At 59.1% G+C, this 20,708-nt stretch carries 14 protein-coding genes; 2 read left to right on the forward strand and 12 right to left on the reverse strand.

The window, feature by feature from the left end; all coding sequences use genetic code 11:
• Window positions 1-27: 27 nt before the first annotated feature.
• From hemE to K5D32_RS09780, 11 genes are all read right to left on the reverse strand, one after another.
• Complete coding sequence (gene hemE / locus K5D32_RS09730; protein WP_221600079.1) at window positions 28-1,092, reverse strand: uroporphyrinogen decarboxylase; 1,065 nt, start codon at window positions 1,090-1,092, stop codon at window positions 28-30.
• 217 nt (window positions 1,093-1,309) lie between these two features.
• A complete protein-coding gene (locus K5D32_RS09735; RefSeq protein WP_221577111.1) occupies window positions 1,310-2,728 on the reverse strand; it encodes an FAD-dependent oxidoreductase in 1,419 nt (472 codons plus the stop codon).
• Between the two features lie 121 nt (window positions 2,729-2,849).
• A complete protein-coding gene (gltB, locus tag K5D32_RS09740) occupies window positions 2,850-7,295 on the reverse strand; it encodes a glutamate synthase large subunit (RefSeq protein WP_221600081.1) in 4,446 nt (1,481 codons plus the stop codon).
• 357 nt (window positions 7,296-7,652) lie between these two features.
• Window positions 7,653-9,278: an AAA family ATPase gene (locus tag K5D32_RS09745; RefSeq protein WP_221577113.1), complete on the reverse strand. Its 1,626-nt coding sequence runs from the start codon at window positions 9,276-9,278 to the stop codon at window positions 7,653-7,655.
• A 10-nt stretch (window positions 9,279-9,288) separates the two neighbouring features.
• A complete protein-coding gene (aroB, locus tag K5D32_RS09750; RefSeq protein WP_221600083.1) occupies window positions 9,289-10,392 on the reverse strand; it encodes a 3-dehydroquinate synthase in 1,104 nt (367 codons plus the stop codon).
• 115 nt (window positions 10,393-10,507) lie between these two features.
• Window positions 10,508-11,026, reverse strand: a complete 519-nt coding sequence (gene aroK, locus K5D32_RS09755; protein WP_095067284.1) for a shikimate kinase AroK — start codon at window positions 11,024-11,026, stop codon at window positions 10,508-10,510.
• 4 nt (window positions 11,027-11,030) lie between these two features.
• Entirely contained in the window at window positions 11,031-13,130 is a 2,100-nt protein-coding gene (pilQ, locus tag K5D32_RS09760) for a type IV pilus secretin PilQ (RefSeq protein ID WP_221577115.1), read from the reverse strand.
• 47 nt (window positions 13,131-13,177) lie between these two features.
• Window positions 13,178-13,705 carry a pilus assembly protein PilP gene (locus tag K5D32_RS09765; RefSeq protein ID WP_025258135.1) on the reverse strand — a complete coding sequence of 176 codons (528 nt, stop codon included), beginning with the start codon at window positions 13,703-13,705 and terminating at the stop codon, window positions 13,178-13,180.
• Window positions 13,702-14,325: a type 4a pilus biogenesis protein PilO gene (pilO, locus tag K5D32_RS09770; RefSeq protein WP_198724138.1), complete on the reverse strand. Its 624-nt coding sequence runs from the start codon at window positions 14,323-14,325 to the stop codon at window positions 13,702-13,704. Before pilO ends, K5D32_RS09765 begins: the two co-directional genes overlap by 4 nt.
• Window positions 14,322-14,894, reverse strand: coding sequence for a PilN domain-containing protein (locus K5D32_RS09775; RefSeq protein WP_221577116.1), 573 nt, complete (start codon window positions 14,892-14,894; stop codon window positions 14,322-14,324). Before K5D32_RS09775 ends, pilO begins: the two co-directional genes overlap by 4 nt.
• Complete coding sequence (locus K5D32_RS09780; RefSeq protein WP_221577117.1) at window positions 14,894-15,958, reverse strand: pilus assembly protein PilM; 1,065 nt, start codon at window positions 15,956-15,958, stop codon at window positions 14,894-14,896. Before K5D32_RS09780 ends, K5D32_RS09775 begins: the two co-directional genes overlap by 1 nt.
• 211 nt (window positions 15,959-16,169) lie before the next feature.
• Between K5D32_RS09780 and K5D32_RS09785 the strand changes: the two genes are divergently transcribed.
• Window positions 16,170-18,608 (forward strand): penicillin-binding protein 1A, encoded by a 2,439-nt coding sequence (locus K5D32_RS09785; RefSeq protein ID WP_409339074.1) that lies wholly within the window; start codon window positions 16,170-16,172, stop codon window positions 18,606-18,608.
• A gap of 116 nt (window positions 18,609-18,724) precedes the next feature.
• On the forward strand, window positions 18,725-19,771 hold the full coding sequence (locus K5D32_RS09790; RefSeq protein WP_221593233.1) for a hydrolase: 1,047 nt from the start codon (window positions 18,725-18,727) through the stop codon (window positions 19,769-19,771).
• Between the two features lie 48 nt (window positions 19,772-19,819).
• Here the strand turns inward: K5D32_RS09790 and K5D32_RS09795 are convergent, their stop codons facing one another.
• Entirely contained in the window at window positions 19,820-20,674 is an 855-nt protein-coding gene (locus K5D32_RS09795; RefSeq protein WP_221577120.1) for a sulfurtransferase, read from the reverse strand.
• Between the last annotated feature and the right edge of the window lie 34 nt (window positions 20,675-20,708).

Genomic DNA, 20,708 nt, shown 5'->3' on the forward strand with positions numbered 1-20,708 from the left:
CGGGCGCTTTCATGACCGCAATACAAATTACTGGTGATACTGCGCCGACAACTCATGCACCGCTTCGATAAACGCACCGGCATTGGCCGGGTCGACTTCCGGGGTGATGCCGTGGCCGAGGTTGAAGACGTGGCCGGTGCCGCTGCCGTAGCTGGCCAGGATGCGGGCCACTTCCTGGCGGATGGCTTCCGGGCGTGCATAAAGCACGGTCGGGTCCATGTTGCCTTGCAGCGCAACCTTGTTGCCGACGCGTTGGCGGGCCTGGCCGAGGTCGCAGGTCCAGTCCAGGCCCAGAGCATCGGCACCGGCATCGGCAATGCTTTCCAGCCACAGACCGCCACCCTTGGTGAACAGGATGACCGGAACCTTGCGGCCATCGTGCTCGCGGATCAGGCCACTGACGATCTTGCGCATGTAGGCCAGCGAGAATTCCTGATAAGCCGCTGAGGAAAGGCTGCCGCCCCAGCTATCGAAGATCTGCACCGCCTGAGCACCCGCGAGGATCTGGCCATTGAGGTACGAAGTGACCGACTGCGCCAGCTTGTCGAGTAGCAGGTGCATGGCTTGCGGGTTTTCGTAGAGCATGGCCTTGGACTTGCGGAAGTCTTTCGACGAGCCGCCTTCGACCATATAAGTGGCCAGCGTCCATGGGCTGCCGGAGAAACCGATCAGCGGGACGCGACCATTAAGCTCGCGACGGATGGTGCTGACCGCATTCATCACATAGCCCAGATCTTGCTGCGCATCGGGAATCGGCAGGGCTTCGATGTCGGCCAGGGTGCTGACGGTTTTCTTGAAGCGCGGACCTTCACCGGTCTCGAAATACAGGCCCAGGCCCATGGCATCGGGGATGGTGAGGATATCGGAGAACAGGATCGCAGCATCCAGCGGGTAACGATCCAGCGGCTGCAACGTGACTTCACACGCGAACTCGGCGTTCTTGCACAGGCTCATGAAATCACCCGCCTTGGCACGGCTGGCGCGGTATTCAGGCAAGTAGCGACCGGCCTGACGCATCATCCAGACAGGCGTGACGTCTACGGGTTGCTTGAGCAGGGCACGAAGGAAACGGTCGTTCTTCAGGGCAGTCATGTCGGCATCCGCAAAAAAAGTGCGGGCATTTTCTCAGAGCTCGACACAAAAGGCACGGCAAGAGCGGTTTCTTTTCTCTATTGGGGTGATTGGGGGCACAGGGTAGCTTTAAGCTACAAGCTTTAAGCGGCAAGCTAGAAGCAGAAAAGCCTGCCTTTGCTTACCGCTTGTAGCTTGTAGCTTGTAGCTTGTAGCTTACAACTTGAAGCTGCCGTCATCAGACGCCCAGATAATCCAGAATCCCTTCAGCCGCGTTGCGGCCTTCAAAGATTGCGGTGACGACCAGGTCGGAGCCGCGGACCATGTCGCCGCCTGCGAATATTTTCGGGTTGCTGGTCTGGTGCTTGAATTGCGACTGCTCCGGGGCGATGACGCGGCCCTGGCTGTCGGTGTTGATGCCGAACTGTTCGAACCATGGCGCCGGGCTTGGGCGGAAGCCGAAGGCGATGACCACAGCGTCGGCCGGGATGATTTCTTCGGACCCCGGAATCGGCTCTGGGCTGCGACGACCGCGGGCGTCAGGCTCTCCAAGGCGAGTCTCGACCACTTTCACACCTTCAACCTTGCCGTCACCAACGATGGCGATTGGCTGGCGGTTGTAGAGGAACTTCACGCCCTCTTCCTTGGCGTTCTTCACTTCCTTGCGTGAACCCGGCATGTTTTCTTCGTCGCGACGATAGGCACAGGTCACCGATTTGGCACCCTGGCGGATCGACGTACGGTTGCAGTCCATCGCGGTGTCACCACCACCCAGCACCACAACTTTCTTGCCTTTCATGTCGACGAAATCTTCCGGCGACTTCTCGAAACCCAGATTGCGGTTGACGTTGGCGATCAGGAAGTCGAGCGCATCGTGTACGCCCGGCAGTTCTTCACCGGCAAAGCCACCTTTCATGTAGGTGTAGGTTCCCATGCCCATGAACACGGCATCGAACTCTTCAAGCAGTTGATCGACGGTGACGTCCTTGCCGACTTCGGTATTGAGACGGAACTCGATACCCATGCCGGTGAACACTTCACGGCGATTGCTCAACACGCTTTTCTCAAGCTTGAACTCGGGAATACCAAAGGTCAGCAGACCGCCGATTTCCGGGTTCTTGTCGAAGACCACCGGTGTTACGCCACCGCGCACCAGCACGTCGGCACAACCCAGGCCCGCAGGACCTGCACCAATGATCGCCACGCGCTTGCCAGTCGGCACAACGCGGGACATGTCCGGACGCCAGCCCATGGCGAACGCGGTGTCGGTGATGTATTTCTCGACTGAACCGATGGTGACAGCACCAAAACCGTCATTGAGGGTGCATGCACCTTCACACAGACGATCCTGAGGACATACACGGCCGCAGACTTCCGGCAGGGTATTGGTCTGGTGCGACAGCTCGGCGGCCGCCAGGATATTGCCTTCGGATACCAGCTTCAGCCAGTTGGGGATGAAGTTGTGTACCGGGCATTTCCACTCGCAATACGGGTTGCCGCAGCCCAGGCAACGGTGAGCCTGATCGGCGGACTGCTGGGGCTTGAAGGGCTCGTAGATTTCCACGAACTCTTTCTTGCGCTGGCGCAGCAGCTTCTTCTTCGGATCTTTACGTCCGACCTCGATGAACTGGAAGTCGTTACTGAGACGTTCAGCCATACTCTGGAACCTCTAACGGCAGCTTCAAGCTACAAGCCTGAAGCTGCAAGAATCATGATCGCAGGCAATTCGCGCACTGCTGTTAACTTGCGGCTTGAAACTTGCCGCTTGCAGCTGTGCCTTATTGCGGATTCGCCCGGGTGCTGGAGAGCAGCGATTTCAGGTTGGCAGCCTTGGGCTTGACCAGCCAGAAACGGCGCAGGTAGTCGTCCAGGTTTTCGGCCAGGTTACGACCCCACTCACTGCCGGTTTCCTCGACATACTCGTTCAGCACGCTTTGCAGGTGAGTACGATAGGCTTCCATCGACTCGCCGCTGATGCGCTGAATCTCGACCAGCTCATGGTTGACCTGGTCAACGAAGGTGTTGTCCTGGTCGAGCACGTAGGCGAAACCGCCCGTCATGCCGGAACCGAAGTTGTAGCCAGTCTTGCCCAGCACACAGACGAAACCGCCGGTCATGTATTCGCAGCAGTGGTCGCCAGTGCCTTCCACGACGGCGTGGGCACCCGAGTTACGCACCGCGAAGCGCTCGCCCGCCGTACCGGCCGCGAACAGCTTGCCGCCGGTCGCGCCGTACAGGCAGGTGTTGCCCACGATGGCGCTTTCGTTGGTCTTGAACGGGCTGCCTTTAGGCGGAACGATCACCAGCTTGCCAGCGGTCATGCCTTTGCCGACGTAGTCGTTGGCATCGCCTTCCAGATACATGTTCAGGCCACCGGCGTTCCACACACCGAAACTCTGCCCGGCCGTGCCTTTGAAACGGAAGGTGATAGGTGCCTTGTTCATGCCCTGGTTGCCGTGCAGCTTGGCGATTTCACCGGAAATCCGTGCGCCGATGGAACGGTCGCAGTTGCAGATATCCAGCTCGAACTCACCGCCACTCAGGGATTCGATGGCCGGTTTGGCCAGATTCACCATTTTCTCGGCCAACAGGCCTTTGTCGAACGGCGGGTTGCGGTCCACAAGGCTGAACTGCGGCTTGTCGGCAGGCACATGGTCGCTGCCCAGCAGAGGCGTGAGGTCCAGGTGCTGCTGCTTCTCGGTTTCGCCCGGCAGGATATCCAGCAGGTCGGTACGACCGATCAGTTCCTCAAGGGAACGCACGCCCAGCTTGGCCAGCCACTCGCGGGTTTCTTCAGCCACGTAGGTGAAGAAGTTGATCACCATATCGACGGTGCCGATGTAGTGATCCTTGCGCAGTTTGTCGTTCTGGGTCGCTACGCCGGTGGCGCAGTTGTTGAGGTGGCAGATGCGCAGGTATTTGCAGCCCAGGGCAATCATCGGCGCCGTACCGAAGCCGAAGCTTTCAGCACCGAGGATGGCAGCCTTGATCACGTCCAGACCGGTTTTCAGACCACCGTCGGTCTGTACCCGGACCTTCCCGCGCAAGTCGTTGCCGCGCAGGGTCTGGTGAGTCTCGGCCAGACCAAGCTCCCACGGCGCGCCGGCGTACTTGATGGAAGTCAGAGGCGAAGCGCCTGTGCCGCCGTCGTAGCCGGAAATGGTGATCAGGTCGGCATAGGCCTTGGCCACGCCAGCGGCGATGGTGCCCACGCCGGCTTCTGCTACCAGCTTGACCGAAACCAGTGCCGACGGGTTGACCTGTTTCAGGTCGAAAATCAGCTGCGACAAGTCTTCGATGGAATAGATGTCGTGGTGCGGCGGAGGCGAAATCAGGGTCACACCCGGTACGGCATAGCGCAGCTTGGCGATCAGACCGTTGACCTTGCCGCCCGGCAGTTGCCCGCCTTCACCCGGCTTGGCGCCTTGAGCGACCTTGATCTGCAACACATCGGCATTGACCAGATATTCAGGCGTCACGCCGAAACGGCCAGTGGCGATCTGTTTGATCTTGGAGCTGCGGATGGTGCCGTAGCGCGATGGATCTTCACCGCCCTCACCGGAGTTGGAGCGAGCGCCCAGACGGTTCATGGCTTCGGCCAGCGCTTCGTGAGCTTCCGGCGACAGCGCGCCGAGGGAAATCCCTGCGGAGTCGAAACGCTTGAGAATCTCGCTCAGCGGCTCGACTTCGTCGATGTTCAGCGGCTGGTCGAGGGTCTTGACCTGAAACAGGTCGCGAATCATCGACACCGGACGCTTGTCCACCAGCGAGGTGTATTCCTTGAACTTGCTGTAGTCGCCCTGCTGCACAGCGGCTTGCAGAGTGTTGACCACGTCCGGGTTGTAGGCGTGATACTCGCCACCGAACACGAACTTGAGCAGGCCACCTTGCTGGATCGGCTTGCGCGGGCTCCAGGCTTCGGCTGCCAGCGCTTTCTGCTCGGCTTCGATATCGACGAAACGGGCGCCTTTCAGGCGGCTCGGTACGCCACGGAAGCTGACGTCGCAGACTTCCTCGGACAGGCCGATGGCCTCGAACAGTTGCGCGCCACGGTAGGACGCAACGGTGGAGATACCCATCTTCGACAGAATCTTGAGCAGGCCTTTGGTGATGCCTTTGCGGTAGTTCTTGAAGACTTCGTAAAGGTCGCCCAGCACTTCACCGGTACGGATCAGATCGCCCAGCACTTCATAGGCCAGGAACGGATAGACCGCCGAAGCACCGAAGCCGATCAGCACGGCAAAGTGGTGCGGGTCACGGGCCGTCGCGGTTTCGACCAGGATGTTACTGTCGCAACGCAGACCTTTTTCGGTCAGACGGTGGTGAACCGCGCCAACCGCCAGGGAGGCGTGTGCAGGCAGTTTCCCCGGAGCAATATGACGGTCGCTCAACACCAGCAGAGTACGACCGGCACGCACGGCTTCTTCAGCCTGATCAGCGATGTTGCGAATCGCCGCTTCCAGACCGATGTTTTCGTCGTAGTTCAGGTCGATGATGTGGCGCTCGAAGCCCGGACGCTCCAGGTTCATCAGCGAACGCCACTTGGCCGGGGAAATGACCGGCGAGCTGAGGATCACACGCGAGGCATGCTCAGGCGATTCCTGGAAAATGTTGCGCTCGGCACCGAGGCATATTTCCAGCGACATGACGATGGCTTCACGCAGCGGGTCGATCGGCGGGTTGGTCACCTGCGCGAACTGCTGACGGAAGTAATCGAACGGCGAACGCACACGGCGTGACAGCACAGCCATTGGCGTGTCGTCGCCCATGGAGCCGACCGCTTCCTGACCTTGCTCACCCAGCGGGCGCAGTACCTGATCGCGCTCCTCGAACGTGACCTGATACATCTTCATGTACTGCTTGAGCTGTTCAGGATTGTAGAAGGCCGAACCGTGGTCGTTGTCTTCCATGGTCGCCTGAATGCGCAGGGCGTTCTTGCGCAGCCATTGCTTGTACGGATGACGCGACTTCAGGCGGTTGTCGATGGCATCGGTGTTGAGGATCTGACCGGTTTCGGTATCTACCGCGAAAATCTGGCCCGGACCGACACGGCCCTTGGCAATGACGTCTTCAGGCTTGTAGTCCCACACGCCGATTTCCGACGCCAGGGTGATGTAGCCATTCTTGGTGGTAACCCAGCGCGCCGGGCGCAGACCGTTACGGTCAAGCAGACAGACCGCATGGCGACCTTCGGTCATCACGACGCCGGCCGGACCATCCCACGGCTCCATGTGCATGGAGTTGTACTCATAGAACGCCCGCAGATCGGGGTCCATGGTTTCGACGTTCTGCCACGCTGGCGGAATGATCATACGCACGCCACGGAACAGGTCGATGCCGCCAGTGACCATCAGTTCAAGCATGTTGTCCATGCTCGATGAGTCGGAACCCACGCGGTTGACCAGCGGGCCGAGTTCTTCCAGATCCATCAGATCGTTGGTGAACTTGGTACGACGCGCCTGCGCCCAGTTACGGTTACCGGTAATGGTGTTGATCTCGCCGTTGTGGGCGAGGAAGCGGAATGGCTGGGCCAGCGGCCATTTCGGCAAGGTGTTGGTCGAGAAGCGCTGGTGGAACACGCAGATCGCGGTTTGCAGGCGCTCGTCGTTCAGGTCCGGGAAGAATGCCGTCAGGTCGCGCGGCATCATCAGACCTTTATAGATGATGGTCTTGTGCGAAAAGCTGCAGACATAGTGGTCGGTATCGGCAGCGTTGGACACCGACGAACGGCGACGGGCACTGAACAGCTTGATAGCGAATTCCTGATCGCTCAGGCCTTCTGCACCGATAAATACCTGCTCGATCTTCGGCAGACGCTCAAGAGCCAGACGGCCCAGTACGCTGGTATCGATCGGCACTTGACGCCAGCCGACCAGAGTCAGGCCTTCAGCGAGGATTTCGCGATTCATGTTCTCGCGAGCGATGTCAGCTTTGGCGTCGTCCTGATTGAGGAACACCATGCCCACGGCATACTGGCGAGGCAGATCAGCACCAAAGTGTTCCTTGGCGACCGCACGCAGGAATGCATCGGGCTTCTGAATCAACAGGCCACAACCGTCACCGGTCTTGCCGTCGGCGTTGATACCGCCACGGTGGGTCATGCAGGTCAGGGCTTGAATAGCCGTCTGCAACAGGTGATGACTGGGCTCGCCCTGCATATGAGCGATCAGGCCGAAGCCGCAGTTATCCTTGAATTCATCTGGTTGGTATAGACCGGCTTTCATAGACACTTTCTCACCAGGCTGCCTCTATGCGAGGCAAATTTCTTTTCAATTCAATCAATTACCTGTCACGCCGAACGTACGCCGGCTTCGGAGAGGCAAAACGGAGGTCATTGTACACAGCGACACAAAGGCCCACAAATTTAACGGCGAAAAGCCGAAAATCAATGTCGCATTTATGAAGGTTTTATAGCTGAGCATTGTGCTAGTCAAAGTATTTTTCAATATTCTGACCGAAGCGACCGAAACGTCAGGGCGTTTGTAACGCAGACACTGCAAGGCGCGCCGCCAGAAGCGGCACGTCGGAGCAGGTAAAATCAGGTTTGCCGGGTGAGCGGCCTGGATAAGGCCGCTGCGACTTCAGCGACTGGCGCCGAGCTCTTGTTGGATGCTGGCGACAGTACGAGGCCAAGGTTTACCAGCCTGAACCTTTGCTGGCAAGACTTTGATGGCTGCAAGGGCTGCAGCGCGGTCCGAAAAATTACCGTATGTCACGACATACAGGGGCTTACCCTGCAATGTTTTCTTGAAATAACGGTACTCGCCGCCCTGCTCGGCAACATAGGCCTGAGCCGTTGCTTCCGAGCTGGTGCCCAGGATCTGCACCACATAATGCCCTGGCGCCTGGCCGCTGTACCAGTTGCCACCGGCAGCTGGTTTGGCGGCGGCAGCGGCTGGTTTTTCAGCAGGCTTGGCGGCAGGAGCCGCTGCGGGCGCAGGCTTGGCTGTGGCGACCTGAGTCGGAGCTGGCGCTGGCGCAGGCTTGGCGGCCGGAGCCACCGGCGTTGCCGCCGCAGGAGCCGGAATGGAAGAACGAGGCACGGCACCGGCCTGCGCACCGGCAGGTGGTGCAGTGGTCGTTACCGTGGGCGGCTGGGCTGGAGAGCCCATTGGCACGGCATCTTCGTCGGTTTCACCGGCACCTGCCGCCTCGGCCAGAGGACCGCGCATCACAGGTTGCGAGTTACCCACCAGCGGCAGAGGCATCGGCTGCGAGTTACCCGCAAACTCGATAGCCGGACCACCATTATTGGATTGCTGATTCGCGGGCGTGCCCTGACCCAGTGGCAACTGGGCCTGGGCCGGAGCATTGGCTGGCGCAGCGCTCTTGTCGCCGCGGCCAGGGATCAGCACCGCGGCTGCCACTGCGACCACGACAACTGCACCAAGGGCCAGTACGTGTTTTTTCGGCATGTTGAACCCCACACTTGGGCGCTTGACCGCGGAACGACTCGCGATCATCGCCTCGATCATTGAATCGCGGGCAACCTGGTTGATATTCCCAGGCCAGCCATCGGACTGCTCATGGATATCGGTAATCTGCTCGGCAGTGAACAACGCGATTCCTTGCCCTGCACCTTCCAGACGTTGAGCCAGATACTCCCGGGTTTCTTCTTCGGTATAAGGTTGCAACTCGATGACATGAAAGCGCTCGCCTTCGACATCACCCTGCAGGTCGGCACACAACTGATCGAGACGGTCGATCAGCGACGGCTCGCCAAACAGGAACACATGCGGACGCCCCTCAGGCGTGCCTGCGGCCAGACCCAGCAACGCTTCGAGCGCCGAATCGCCAAGTTGTTCCGCATCGTCCACCAGCAGATAGACTTCCTGACCGGTCAGCGCAAGCTGTACGACCTGCGCCAGAATCGCCTGCATTTCAGCCTGGGCAACAATCAGCGCCTGGGCGACCTGCTGCAATACGCCCGCAGCATCACTGGCGCCACGCGCCGAAATGACCACGCTCTGCACCGACTGCTTGTTGGTACTGGCTACCAGCGCCTGGCGCAGCAAGGTCTTGCCGCTGCCCTGAGGCCCGGTCACGGCAAGCAGCAACTGACTGTAACGAGCCAGGTGATGAAGCTGACCCAGCACCGATTTGCGCTGGGCAGGAAAAAACTTGAAGCCAGGTACCCGCGCTGCAAAGGGGTCATGACTCAACTGATAATGGCCGAGGAAAGCCTCGTCGGCATGCAAACTAGTCATGGGTTTTCCGTTAACCTCTAAGCTGATCCACCAGAGCGCGGTAATCCGCCCTCAGAGTGGCCTGTAGTACTTCTTTTGGATAATCGTCCGTGATAACCGCTTCACCCATCTGACGCAGAAGCACCAGACGCAGGCGACCATCGATCACTTTCTTGTCGATCGCCATGTGTTCAAGAAAATCGTTTTCCGTCATGTCCTGTGGCGGCATAACCGGCAAGCCAGCACGCTGCAACAGGCAAATACCGCGATCACGCTCCTGGCTGGTGATCCAGCCAAGCCGCGAAGACATCTCCAGAGCCATGACCGTACCGGCGGCAACCGCCTCGCCATGCAGCCAGACACCATAGCCCATATGGGTTTCGATGGCGTGGCCAAAAGTGTGACCCAGGTTCAAGGTTGCCCTCACGCCGGACTCTCGCTCATCGGCACCCACCACCAGCGCCTTGGCGGCGCACGAGCGCTCGATGGCGATGGTCAGGGCTTTCTGGTCCAGGCCGCGCAACTGGTCGACGTGCTCTTCGAGCCAGGTCAGGAACGGCTCGTCGCAGATCAGGCCGTACTTGATGACTTCAGCCAGCCCGGCGGACAGTTCACGCTCGGGCAGGGTGTTGAGTGTGGTGGTATCGATCAGCACGACGCCGGGCTGATAGAAGGCTCCCACCATGTTCTTGCCCAGCGGGTGGTTGATGCCGGTCTTGCCGCCTACCGACGAATCCACCTGGGACAACAGCGTGGTCGGGATCTGGATGAAATTCACGCCACGCTGATAACAGGCGGCAGCGAATCCGGCCATGTCGCCGATCACACCGCCACCGAGGGCGATCACCGTCGTGCGGCGGTCGTGCCGTGCCGTGAGCAGGCCGTCGAAGATGGTTTGCAGGGTTTCCCAGTTCTTGAACGCTTCGCCGTCGGGCAACACCACTGACAGGACGTTGTAACCCACCAGCGTTCGCGTCAATCGTTCGAGATAAAGAGGAGCAACCGTGGTATTGGAAACGATAGCCACCTGCCGCCCGACGATATGCGGGATCAGGAGCTCCGGCTTGTCCAGAAGGCCTTCGCCAATATGAATCGGGTAGCTACGCTCACCAAGCTCGACCTTAAGTGTCTGCATGTGTCCCCACATTGATTAACGATTGGGCGTTGCGCATGTTTTTTCGTGCGCCAGGACAGCCAATGGCTGTCGCTGTTTTGATGGTCGCCGAGGATAGCGCATTTTCGTCTGCGCTTTAACGGGGAGGAAGCTCTGCCAAGCGGGCAAGTATGTCAAGAACGACCATACGGGGTGGCCGTTCATCGGTTTCAACCACCAGATCAGCGATTTCACGATACAGCGGGTCACGAATGGCCAGCAACTCACCCAATACCCGTGCCGGATCAGCAGTGCGCAGCAAGGGACGATTGCGATCACGAGCCGTGCGCCCGACCTGCTGTTCGACCGAGGCGTGCAGATACACCACACGCCCACCGGCATGCAGCGCCTGACGGTTTTCGCTGCGCATGACGGCGCCGCCGCCTGTCGCCAGAACGACGCCATCGGCTTCACACAGCTCAGCAATCATTGCCTGCTCGCGGTCGCGAAAGCCGGGCTCGCCTTCCTTGTCGAAAATCCACGGAATATTTGCGCCCGAGCGCAACTCGATTTCCTTGTCGGAATCCTTGAACGGCAGGCGCAGCTCTTTGGCAAGCAAACGGCCGATGGTGCTTTTACCAGCCCCCATCGGCCCTACAAGTATTAAATTTCGCACAGAATCAACGACTCACAGCAATCGCCTGGTTGTTCATGATACGCGGAGTCAGAAATACCAACAGCTCGGATTTCGCTTCTGAAACCGTATCTCGACGGAAAAGTCGGCCAAGATACGGTACATCGCCAAGAAATGGCACTTTCTCTACAACTTTACTTTGCGTATTGGAGAACACGCCACCGATCACGATCGTCTCGCCATCGGAAACCAGCACCTTGGCGTTCACCTCGTTTTTCTTGATCGGGGGCACGCCCAGTACCGCATTGAGGTAGTCCGGCTCATCCTTGGTGACCTTGACCTCCATGATGATGCGGTTGTCCGGCGTGATCTGCGGCGTCACTTCCAGCGACAGGGATGCTTCCTTGAAGCTCACGGTTGTCGCGCCGCTGGAGCTGGACTCCTGATAAGGAATTTCCGTACCTTTGAGGATCTTGGCGGTTTCCTTGTCGGAAGTGACCACTTTGGGCTGGGAAACGATTTCACCGTTGCCGGTCTTTTCCATTGCGCTCAACTCGAGATCGAGCAGGGTATTGTTGGTGACGAAGGCGATGCCGATCCCGGAGGTCGCGCTACCGGCACCCAGGTCGACGAACGGTGTGTTGGAATTCAGGTCATTGCCGGTATTACCCGCCTCGTCGCCGTTATCGTCCAGGCCGTAGGTATTCCAGTTGCCACTGCCGACCTTGGTCCCGCCCCAACGCACGCCCAGCGCCTTGTCGTAATCGACGTTGGCCTCAACGATGCGCGCCTCGATCATCACCTGACGCACCGGAATATCCAGTTGCGACACGATGCGGCGCAGTTCGTCGAGCCGGTCCTGGGTCTGGTAGGCAATGATATTGTTGGTACGCTCATCCACAGTGATCGAACCGCGTTCGTCGGCTTTCGATTCGACGCTGGTCACCGACTGGAACAGCTTGGCGATGTCGGCCGCCTTGGCGTAATTGACCTGCAGAAGCTCGCGACGCAACGGCGCCAGTTCGGAAATCTGTTTGAGGGATTCCAGCTCCTGACGCTCACGGGCGGCAATTTCATCGGCTGGCGCGACCAGCAGGACACTGCCCACCTTGCGTTTGTCCAGGCCCTTGGTCTTGAGCACCAGATCCAGTGCCTGATCCCACGGCACGTTCTGCAGGCGCAGGGTAATACCGCCCTGAACCGTGTCACTGGCCACCAGGTTCAGGTTGGTGAAGTCGGCAATCAGTTGCAGCACCGAGCGCACATCGATGTCCTGGAAATTCAGCGACAGTTTTTCACCCGTGTAGACCGGCTTGTCGGCAGCACGGCGATCCAGGTCTTCATTGGTCAGGGGACGCACGCTGATGGTCAGCTTGTTTTCAGTCTGGTAGGCCGAGTAATCGAAGGCGCCCGAAGGCTCGATGCTGATGCTCGCCTTGTCGCCGGAGGTCGTGGCGCTCACGAACTGCACAGGCGTGGCGAAATCCTTGACGTCCAGCCTGACCCGCAGCGGTTCAGGCAACTGGGTCTTGGCAAAGTCGACACGAATCTTGCCGCCCTGCTCCTGAATGTCCGGAGAAATACCAGGACTGCTCAGGTCGATGACCACATTGCCTTCACCCAGCTCGCCGCGCTGGAAGTCGATATTCCTGATGGCTTTCACACCAGCCGGCACGTAAGGCCGTGCCGCTGACGGAGCGGGCGCCGGGACGGCGACTCGCGGTGTTCCCATGGCCGTGCTCGGCTGGGAGGATTGCGCAGCGGCAGCGCCCTGGCCGACCACCACGAACAGGTTGTTGCCTTCGACACGTGAGCTGTAAGGAGACAGCGTCGTCATGTTGATGATGACCCGCGTGCGGTCCTGGGCCTGAACCACCACGACACTGCGCGCATTGCCCGCACCCAGATCACGACTCTTGGTTGCCAGCTGGCTGGTCACACCCGGCAGGTCGAGCGCGATGCGCGCCGGCTGTTCGGTGGTATAGCCGCGCGGCGCAGGAACCGGAGAATCGAAGGAAAGCTTCAGTTCGATCCGGTCGCCTGGCAAGGCTGCGACATCCAGCGTTTTAAGATTGGCTGCCTGGAGAACCGGCGAAAGCATCGCTATCCCTAGCGAAACGCCGATAATCGAGAGAATCCTGATCATGATGAATTTCCGTTGTGCGGTGTTAAGCATGCTTGGCCTTGCCCACTTCATGAGCGTTCTTTGAGGGAAATACTGCGCGGCCTTTCAAGCCAGGCCCCCTCTCCATCAGGAACTATTTCAATGACATCGACCTGCGCATCGCTGACCGACACAATCCGGCCGTTATTACGGCCCAGATAATCACCCACTTTTACGCGATGAACCCCTCCGGCACCGCGCAACAAGGCGAATGTACCCGATTCGTTGCCAATGGTTCCGACCATCTCGAAGGATTCGATATTGAACCCTTCGAGAAACTGCCTGACCCGCGTCTCGTCCGGCTTGACCAGCCGTGAGCCTTTCTGGCGATTGAGCAGGTCGATCTTCACCGGAGGCTGGAACGGACTGCGCAGGTTGGCCGCGTTATAGGTAAAGGTTTCATAGGGCCGGAACTTGGGCAATGGATCGATATTGCCCGAAGGACGCGTCTTGACCTCATCGACAAAAGCGCTGAGATCGGCGAACTCCTGATCGTTATCGCACCCGGCCAGCCCCATCAGGACCACACTGACGCACAACAGTCGCGCCGCCCTCATTTCTTCAGCCCTTCATCGTTGTAGCGGTAGGTCTTGGCCAGAATGTTCATGCGCAGCTTGGTCTGAGATTTGGGGTCGACCGGTTTGATCTCGAAGTCATGCAGCGTCACGATGCGCGGCAGGCTGGCAACGCCACTGACGAATGTCGCAAGGTCGTGATAACCGCCTACCACTGTGATCTGGATGGGCAGCTCGATATAGAACTGCTGAACACCCTCGGGCAGCAGCTTGATTTCCTCGAACTCCAGACCACTTCCCAGGCCTGTACGAGTGATGTCTTCGAGCAGGCCCGGCACCTCGGTGTCACTGGGCAATTGCCGCAACAGTGCGCCGAAGGTGTTTTCCATTTCTTCCATCTGCTTCTTGTAAGGCTCCAGGTTCGCGGCCTGGAAGGCCTTGGTCGACACCTGCTCGCGCAGCATCAGTTCGTTGGCCTGGGCACCTTCGAGCCGGGTTTCCAGCTCCTGGATGAAAAGGAAATAACCCAGCGCAAACACCAGCACCATCACCAGCACGCCGGAGATGGCCTTGACCGCTGCGGGCCAGGAGCCCAGGTTGTTGAGATCCAGGTCATTGAGGTCGACCCGGCGAAGCCCTTCCAGCCATTCAGCAAAATTCATGGCCTGGCTCCTTCAACCACAGCAGCAGGCTGGGTCTGGCGGACCGTCAGTTGAAAGACGTTCGCCTGATCCACTGCACCTGCCGTGGTCGCCTTGACCTCGGTCAGGCTCGGCGAGGCGAGCCAGTCGGAAGCCTCCATGTTGCGCATCAGGTCCGAAACCCGGTTGTTGGACTCGGCAGCCCCGCTGATGGAAATCAATTTGTCGGTCATTTTGACATCTGAAAAATAAACACCATCGGGCAGGGTTCGCGCCAGTTGATCGAACACCCGGCCAATGATCGGGCGGTTGCCCTGCAAGTCCTGGATGATCTTCATCCGTTCCAGCAACTGTTTGCGTCGGGCCTTCAGGTCGCTGATTTCCTTGATACGGATATCGAGCTGGGCGATTTCCTTCTGGATGAATGCGTTGCGTGCTTCCTGATAAGTGATCGCGTTGTTGATGTAGCGATCAAGCAGAAACAGCGCGCCCACCGAGAAAACCAGCACACAGACCAGCGCCGTCAGAAAGCGTTTCTTGCGTTCTTCGCGAAGTTCTTCACGCCACGGTAAAAGGTTGATCCGTGCCATCAGTCGAAGCTCCTCAGGGCAAGACCGCAGGCGATCATCAACGCGGGAGCATCACTGGCCAATGCACCGGCGTTGACCTTGGAGCTCAGGGCCATGTCGGCAAAAGGGTTGGCGACCAGGGTTGGCGTACCAAGACGTTTCTGGATCAAGTGCTCAAGTCCCGAAATGGAAGCCGTACCGCCCGCCAGCATGATGTAGTCGACGGTGTTGTACTGCCCGGCAGCAAAGAAAAACTGCAGCGAGCGAGACACTTGCTGCACGAGGGCATCCTTGAAGGGGTTCAACACTTCACTGACGTAATCGTCGGACAGCCCGCCCTGCTTCTTCGCAAGCCCCGCTTCTTCCATGGACAGGCCATAGCGACGCTGAATTTCCTCGGTCAGCTGGCGCCCACCGAACAATTGCTCGCGGGTATAGATGATGCGCCCGTGATGCAGCACGCTCAGGGTGGTCATGGTTGCGCCGATGTCCACCACGGCAACGGTCAGTTGATCGTGGTCATTGCCCAGTTGGGCAGACAGCAGACCGAAAGAACGCTCCAGCGCGTAGGCCTCCACATCGACGACACGGGCCGTCAGCCCGGCCAGCGCCAAAGCGGCCTCACGCACTTCCACGTTTTCCTTGCGGCAGGCGGCCAGCAGCACTTCGACACGCTCGGGATTGCGAGCCGAATAGCCCTGGACTTCAAAATCGATGGCGACTTCTTCGAGGGGATAGGGAATGTACTGGTCAGCTTCAAGCTTGAGCTGGTTTTCCATGTCGTCGTCGGACAGACCGGCGTCCATCTCGATGGTCTTGGTGATGACCGCCGAACCCGCCACAGCGACCGCCACTATTTTGGCGTTCGTCTTGGCCTTGACCAGCACGCGCGACAACGCCTGGCCAACCCCTTCGAGTTCGGCAATATTCTTTTCGACGACGGCATTGGCCGGCAGCGGTTCGACCGCATAAGACTCGACCTTGTAACGAGTGCCGGAACGACTCAACTCAAGGAGTTTTACCGAGGTAGAGCTAATATCGATCCCTAGAAGGGTGTTGGCCTTCTTACCGAAGAGTTCGAACACAACCAGTATTCCTATGAGTTTTCCGCCACTTACGGCGTAATTTTTGGCCTGTGCCATTGTCAACAGCCTTGACAGTAGCGCAAATCACGCCTGGAGACGAAAAATGCTTATAATGCCCGGCGGATTTTTCGTTTAACAAAGCTTCAAGGCGTGTTCGTTTGTAAATGCCTGCGCTCAACCCATTCTTTTTTGTGGAAATCCAAAAGCCTTGATACGCCTGCTGAAGTTTATCTGGTGGTCTCTCGTAGCAGTATTCTGTGGCCTGCTGCTCGCGCTGAGCGGTGCATTCCTCTATCTGAGCCCGAACCTGCCCTCTGTCGAAGCGCTGAAGAGCATTCAGTTGCAGATTCCCCTGCGCGTCTACAGCAGCGACGGCAAGCTGATCGCCGAGTTTGGCGAGATGCGCCGCACCCCCATTCGCTTTGCCGAAATCCCGCCCAATTTCATCAACGCACTGCTGTCGGCCGAAGACGACAACTTCGCCAATCACTACGGCGTCGACCCAAGCAGCCTGATGCGTGCCGCCACCCAACTGGTGAAAAGCGGCCATATTCAATCAGGCGGCAGTACCATCACAATGCAGGTCGCGAAAAACTTTTTCCTGACCAGCGAAAGAAGCTTTTCACGTAAAACCACCGAAATTCTCCTTGCCTTGCAAATCGAGCGCCAACTGACCAAGGATGAAATCCTCGAGCTGTACGTCAACAAGATCTACCTGGGCAACCGTGCCTATGGCATCGAGGCTGCGGCGCAAGTCTACTATGGCAAATCGATTCGCGATGTAAGCCTTGCGCAAATGGCCATGATTGCCGGTCTGCCCAAAGCACCTTCACGCTTCAACCCGCTGGCCAACCCGACCCGTGCCAAGGAACGTCGCGACTGGATCCTGGGGCGCATGTACCGCCTGGGCAAGATTGACCAGAACGCTTATCAGGCCGCTCTCAACGAGCCCCTCAACGCCAGCTACCACGTCCCGACGCCGGAAGTCTACGCGCCCTACATCGCCGAAATGGCCCGCGCCGAAATGGTCGGTCGCTACGGCAGCGAAGCCTATACCGAAGGTTTCCGCGTCACCACTACTGTTCCGAGCGATCTTCAGGAGCACGCCAACAAGGCTGTTCAGCAAGGCCTGATCGAATATGACCAGCGCCATGGCTATCGCGGCCCGGAAAGCCGCTTCCCGGGCATGACGCCTGCCGGCTGGGCTCAGGAACTGACCAAACAGCGCACGATCAACGGCGTAGAGCCCGCCATCGTCACGCAGGTCGATAAAAACGGTATCCGTGTCCTGACCCGCAACGGCGAAAAAGAAGAAAACGTCGAGTGGAGCAGCATGAAATGGGCTCGCCCTTACCTGAACACCAACAGTCTTGGCGCCAATCCACGTCAACCGGCTGACGTGGCGCATGTCGGTGATCTGGTACGCCTGCTGCGTCAGGAAGACGGCTCGCTGAAATTCAGTCAAATTCCCGCCGCTCAGAGCGCGCTGGTTTCTCTGGATCCGCAGAATGGTGCCATCCGTGCGCTGGTCGGTGGCTTTGCCTTCGAGCAGAGCAATTACAACCGCGCCATGCAGGCCAAGCGTCAACCGGGCTCGAGCTTCAAGCCCTTCATCTACAGTGCCGCCCTGGACAACGGTTATACCGCTTCGAGCCTGGTGAACGATGCGCCTATCGTGTTCGTCGACGAATACCTGGACAAGGTCTGGCGTCCGAAGAACGACACCAATACCTTCCTCGGCCCGATCAGGCTGCGCGAGGCTCTCTACAAGTCCCGCAATCTGGTTTCGATCCGTCTGCTGCAGGCCCTGGGTATCGACTCCACCATGGACTACATCACTCGCTTCGGATTCGCCAGGCAGGACCTGCCGCGCAACCTGTCGCTGGCGCTGGGCACCGCAACCCTGACGCCGATGGAAATCGCCACCGGCTGGAGTGCATTTGCCAACGGCGGCTACAAGGTCAACCCGTACCTGATCCAGAAGATCGAAAACCGTGACGGTCAGACGCTGTTCCTGGCCAATCCGGCCAGCGTTCCGGCGACAGAGGCCAAGGCAGCCGCCAACACCTCGACCTTTGCGATCCATGACAGTCCGGGCCTGACCACCACGTCACCGGCCTCCGCCACCGAGCCACAGGCACCTGTGGTTGCAGAGCGCATTGTCGACAGCCGCACGACCTACATCCTCAACAGCATGCTGCAGGATGTGATCAAGCGCGGCACAGGGCGTCGCGCACTGTCCATGAACCGGCCGGATATCGCAGGCAAGACCGGTACGACCAACGAATCCAAGGATGCGTGGTTCTCCGGCTATAACGCAGATTACGTAACAACGGTCTGGACGGGCTTCGACCAGCCGGAAAGCCTCGGACGCCACGAGTTTGGCGGTACGGTAGCCCTGCCGATCTGGATGGACTACATGAGCGCAGCCCTCAAGGACAAGCCGCCGCATCAACAGGCCGAACCGGATGGCATTCTCAGCCTGCGGGTCGACCCTGTCAGTGGCCGAGCCGCGACCCCGAGCACGCCCAATGCGTTCTTCGAGCTGTTCAAGAGCGAAGACACACCTCCAAGCGTGAACGAACTGGGCGGCAGCGTACCGGGCAGTCCGTTGCCAGCAGACGAGTCGGCGCCGATCGACCTGTTCTGACGGCCCTCTCGCAGATGAATGCGCTCCTGCTGCAGGAGCGCATTCTCAAGCCACTCAGCCAAAAACCTCTTACATCTCGCATCACTTAATGGCAACGTACGTCTCTGCATTCATTGATGAGCAAGACCGTGTCAGCCAGCCCTCTGCCTACATCCTCGGCAAACCGTTTCGTCCCGGCTTCAGGCCTGGGTAATCCGCACCTGCAAACCTTGTGGGGACCGCTGTGGCGCAAACGAACCCTGCTTGCCCGTACGCGGGAGCGCATGTGGCTGGAGGATGGGGACTTTCTCGATATGGACTGGCATGGCCCCCATGAGGCCGATGCGCCACTGGTGCTGGTACTGCACGGGCTGACCGGCTCGTCGAACTCGCCTTATGTGGCAGGCCTGCAAAAGGCAATGGCTTCCCAAGGCTGGGCCAGCGTGGCGCTGAACTGGCGCGGCTGTTCCGGTGAGCCGAATCTGTTGTCGCGCAGTTACCACTCCGGCGCCAGCGAAGACCTGGCTGAAGTCATTGCCCACCTGCGAGCCTTGCGCCCTCTGGCGCCGCTTTATGCCGTGGGTTATTCACTGGGCGGCAACGTTCTGCTCAAGCATCTGGGCGAATCAGGTTCAGAAAGTGGCTTGCTGGGTGCTGTGGCGGTATCGGTGCCCTTTCGGCTGGATGAATGCGCCAACCGTATCGGCCAAGGCTTTTCCAAGGTCTATCAACGGCACTTCATGCGCGAAATGCTGGCTTATATCCGGGACAAGCAACGCCGCTTCCAGCATGAAGGGATGAGCGAAGGGCTGGCAGAGCTGGCCGCCCTGGGCTCGCTGGAGAATATGCGCACGTTCTGGGATTTCGATGGCCGTGTAACGGCGCCCCTGCATGGTTTTGCCAATGCCGAAGACTATTATCGCCGGGCGTCGAGCCGGTATTTTCTGGGCCAGATTCGTACACCGACACTGATCATCCAGGCCGCGGACGATCCTTTCGTCTTTATCCACAGCCTGCCCGAACCCGACGAGCTTTCAGACTGCACGGAGTTCGAGTTGCAGGCCAAGGGCGGCCATGTGGGGTTTGTCGATGGTTCGCTGAAAAACCCCGGTTATTATCTGGAGCGGCGTATTCCGCTGTGGCTGAGCATGGCGTATGAGCGCGACAAGGCTGTTCGCGGATGAACCCCACGATAGAAACCTCTTGTGAGAGGCAGCTTGCTGGCGACAGGGTCATGCCCCTGTCGCAACCTCACGGGCCGGATCGGTAATCCACTCGCTCCAAGACCCGGCATACAGCGTACCCAGTGGATAACCCGCCAGACACAGGGCAAAGAGGTTATGACAGGCCGTCACACCTGAACCGCAGTAGGCGACCAGATCCTTCGGCGAGCGATCCTGTAGCGTCTCGGCAAAGCGCTGCCTGAGCTGATCGGCTGGCAGAAAGCGTCCGTCAGGTCCCAGGTTTTCATTGAAGGCGACGCACTGCGCACCCGGAATATGCCCGGCAACCGGATCAATGGGCTCCACCTCACCCCGAAAACGGGCTTCAGCGCGCGCATCGATCAGGGTCAGTTCAGGCCGCCCGAGACGGCCCTGCAAACGGCTGGCATTGAGCACCAGGGACATATCGGGCTCGCCGGTGAACGTACCGGGTTTGTTGCCCGGCGCATCCAGGCTCAGTGGCAGGCTCGCCGCATGCCAGGCCTTCAGGCCGCCATCGAGCAGATATACGCCATCGCGCTTGCCCAGCCACGCCAGCAACCACCAGGCACGGGCCGCAAAGGCGCCGGGGCCGTCGTCATAGAGCACGATTTCGCTGTCCGGGTTGATGCCCCAGGCTTGAAAGCGACGCAACAGCGCTTCAGGGTCCGGCAAGGGATGGCGTCCGGTCTTGCCCTTGGTGACAGGACCACTGAGGTCACGCTCCAGATCCGCGAAAGACGCACGATCGATATGACCCTGAGCGTAACTGCGCTGCCCGTAATCGGGATCTTCCAGGGCAAAGCGGCAATCGAGAATAACCAGCCCGGGCTCTCGCTGGCGGGCCGCCAATTGCTGAGGGCTGATCAGTTGCGCGATGGACATGACTCACTCCTGTAAGCAGAAAACCGAATATTGA

This window comes from Pseudomonas cichorii, assembly GCF_019719005.1.
Taxonomy (GTDB): Bacteria; Pseudomonadota; Gammaproteobacteria; order Pseudomonadales; family Pseudomonadaceae; genus Aquipseudomonas; species Aquipseudomonas cichorii_E.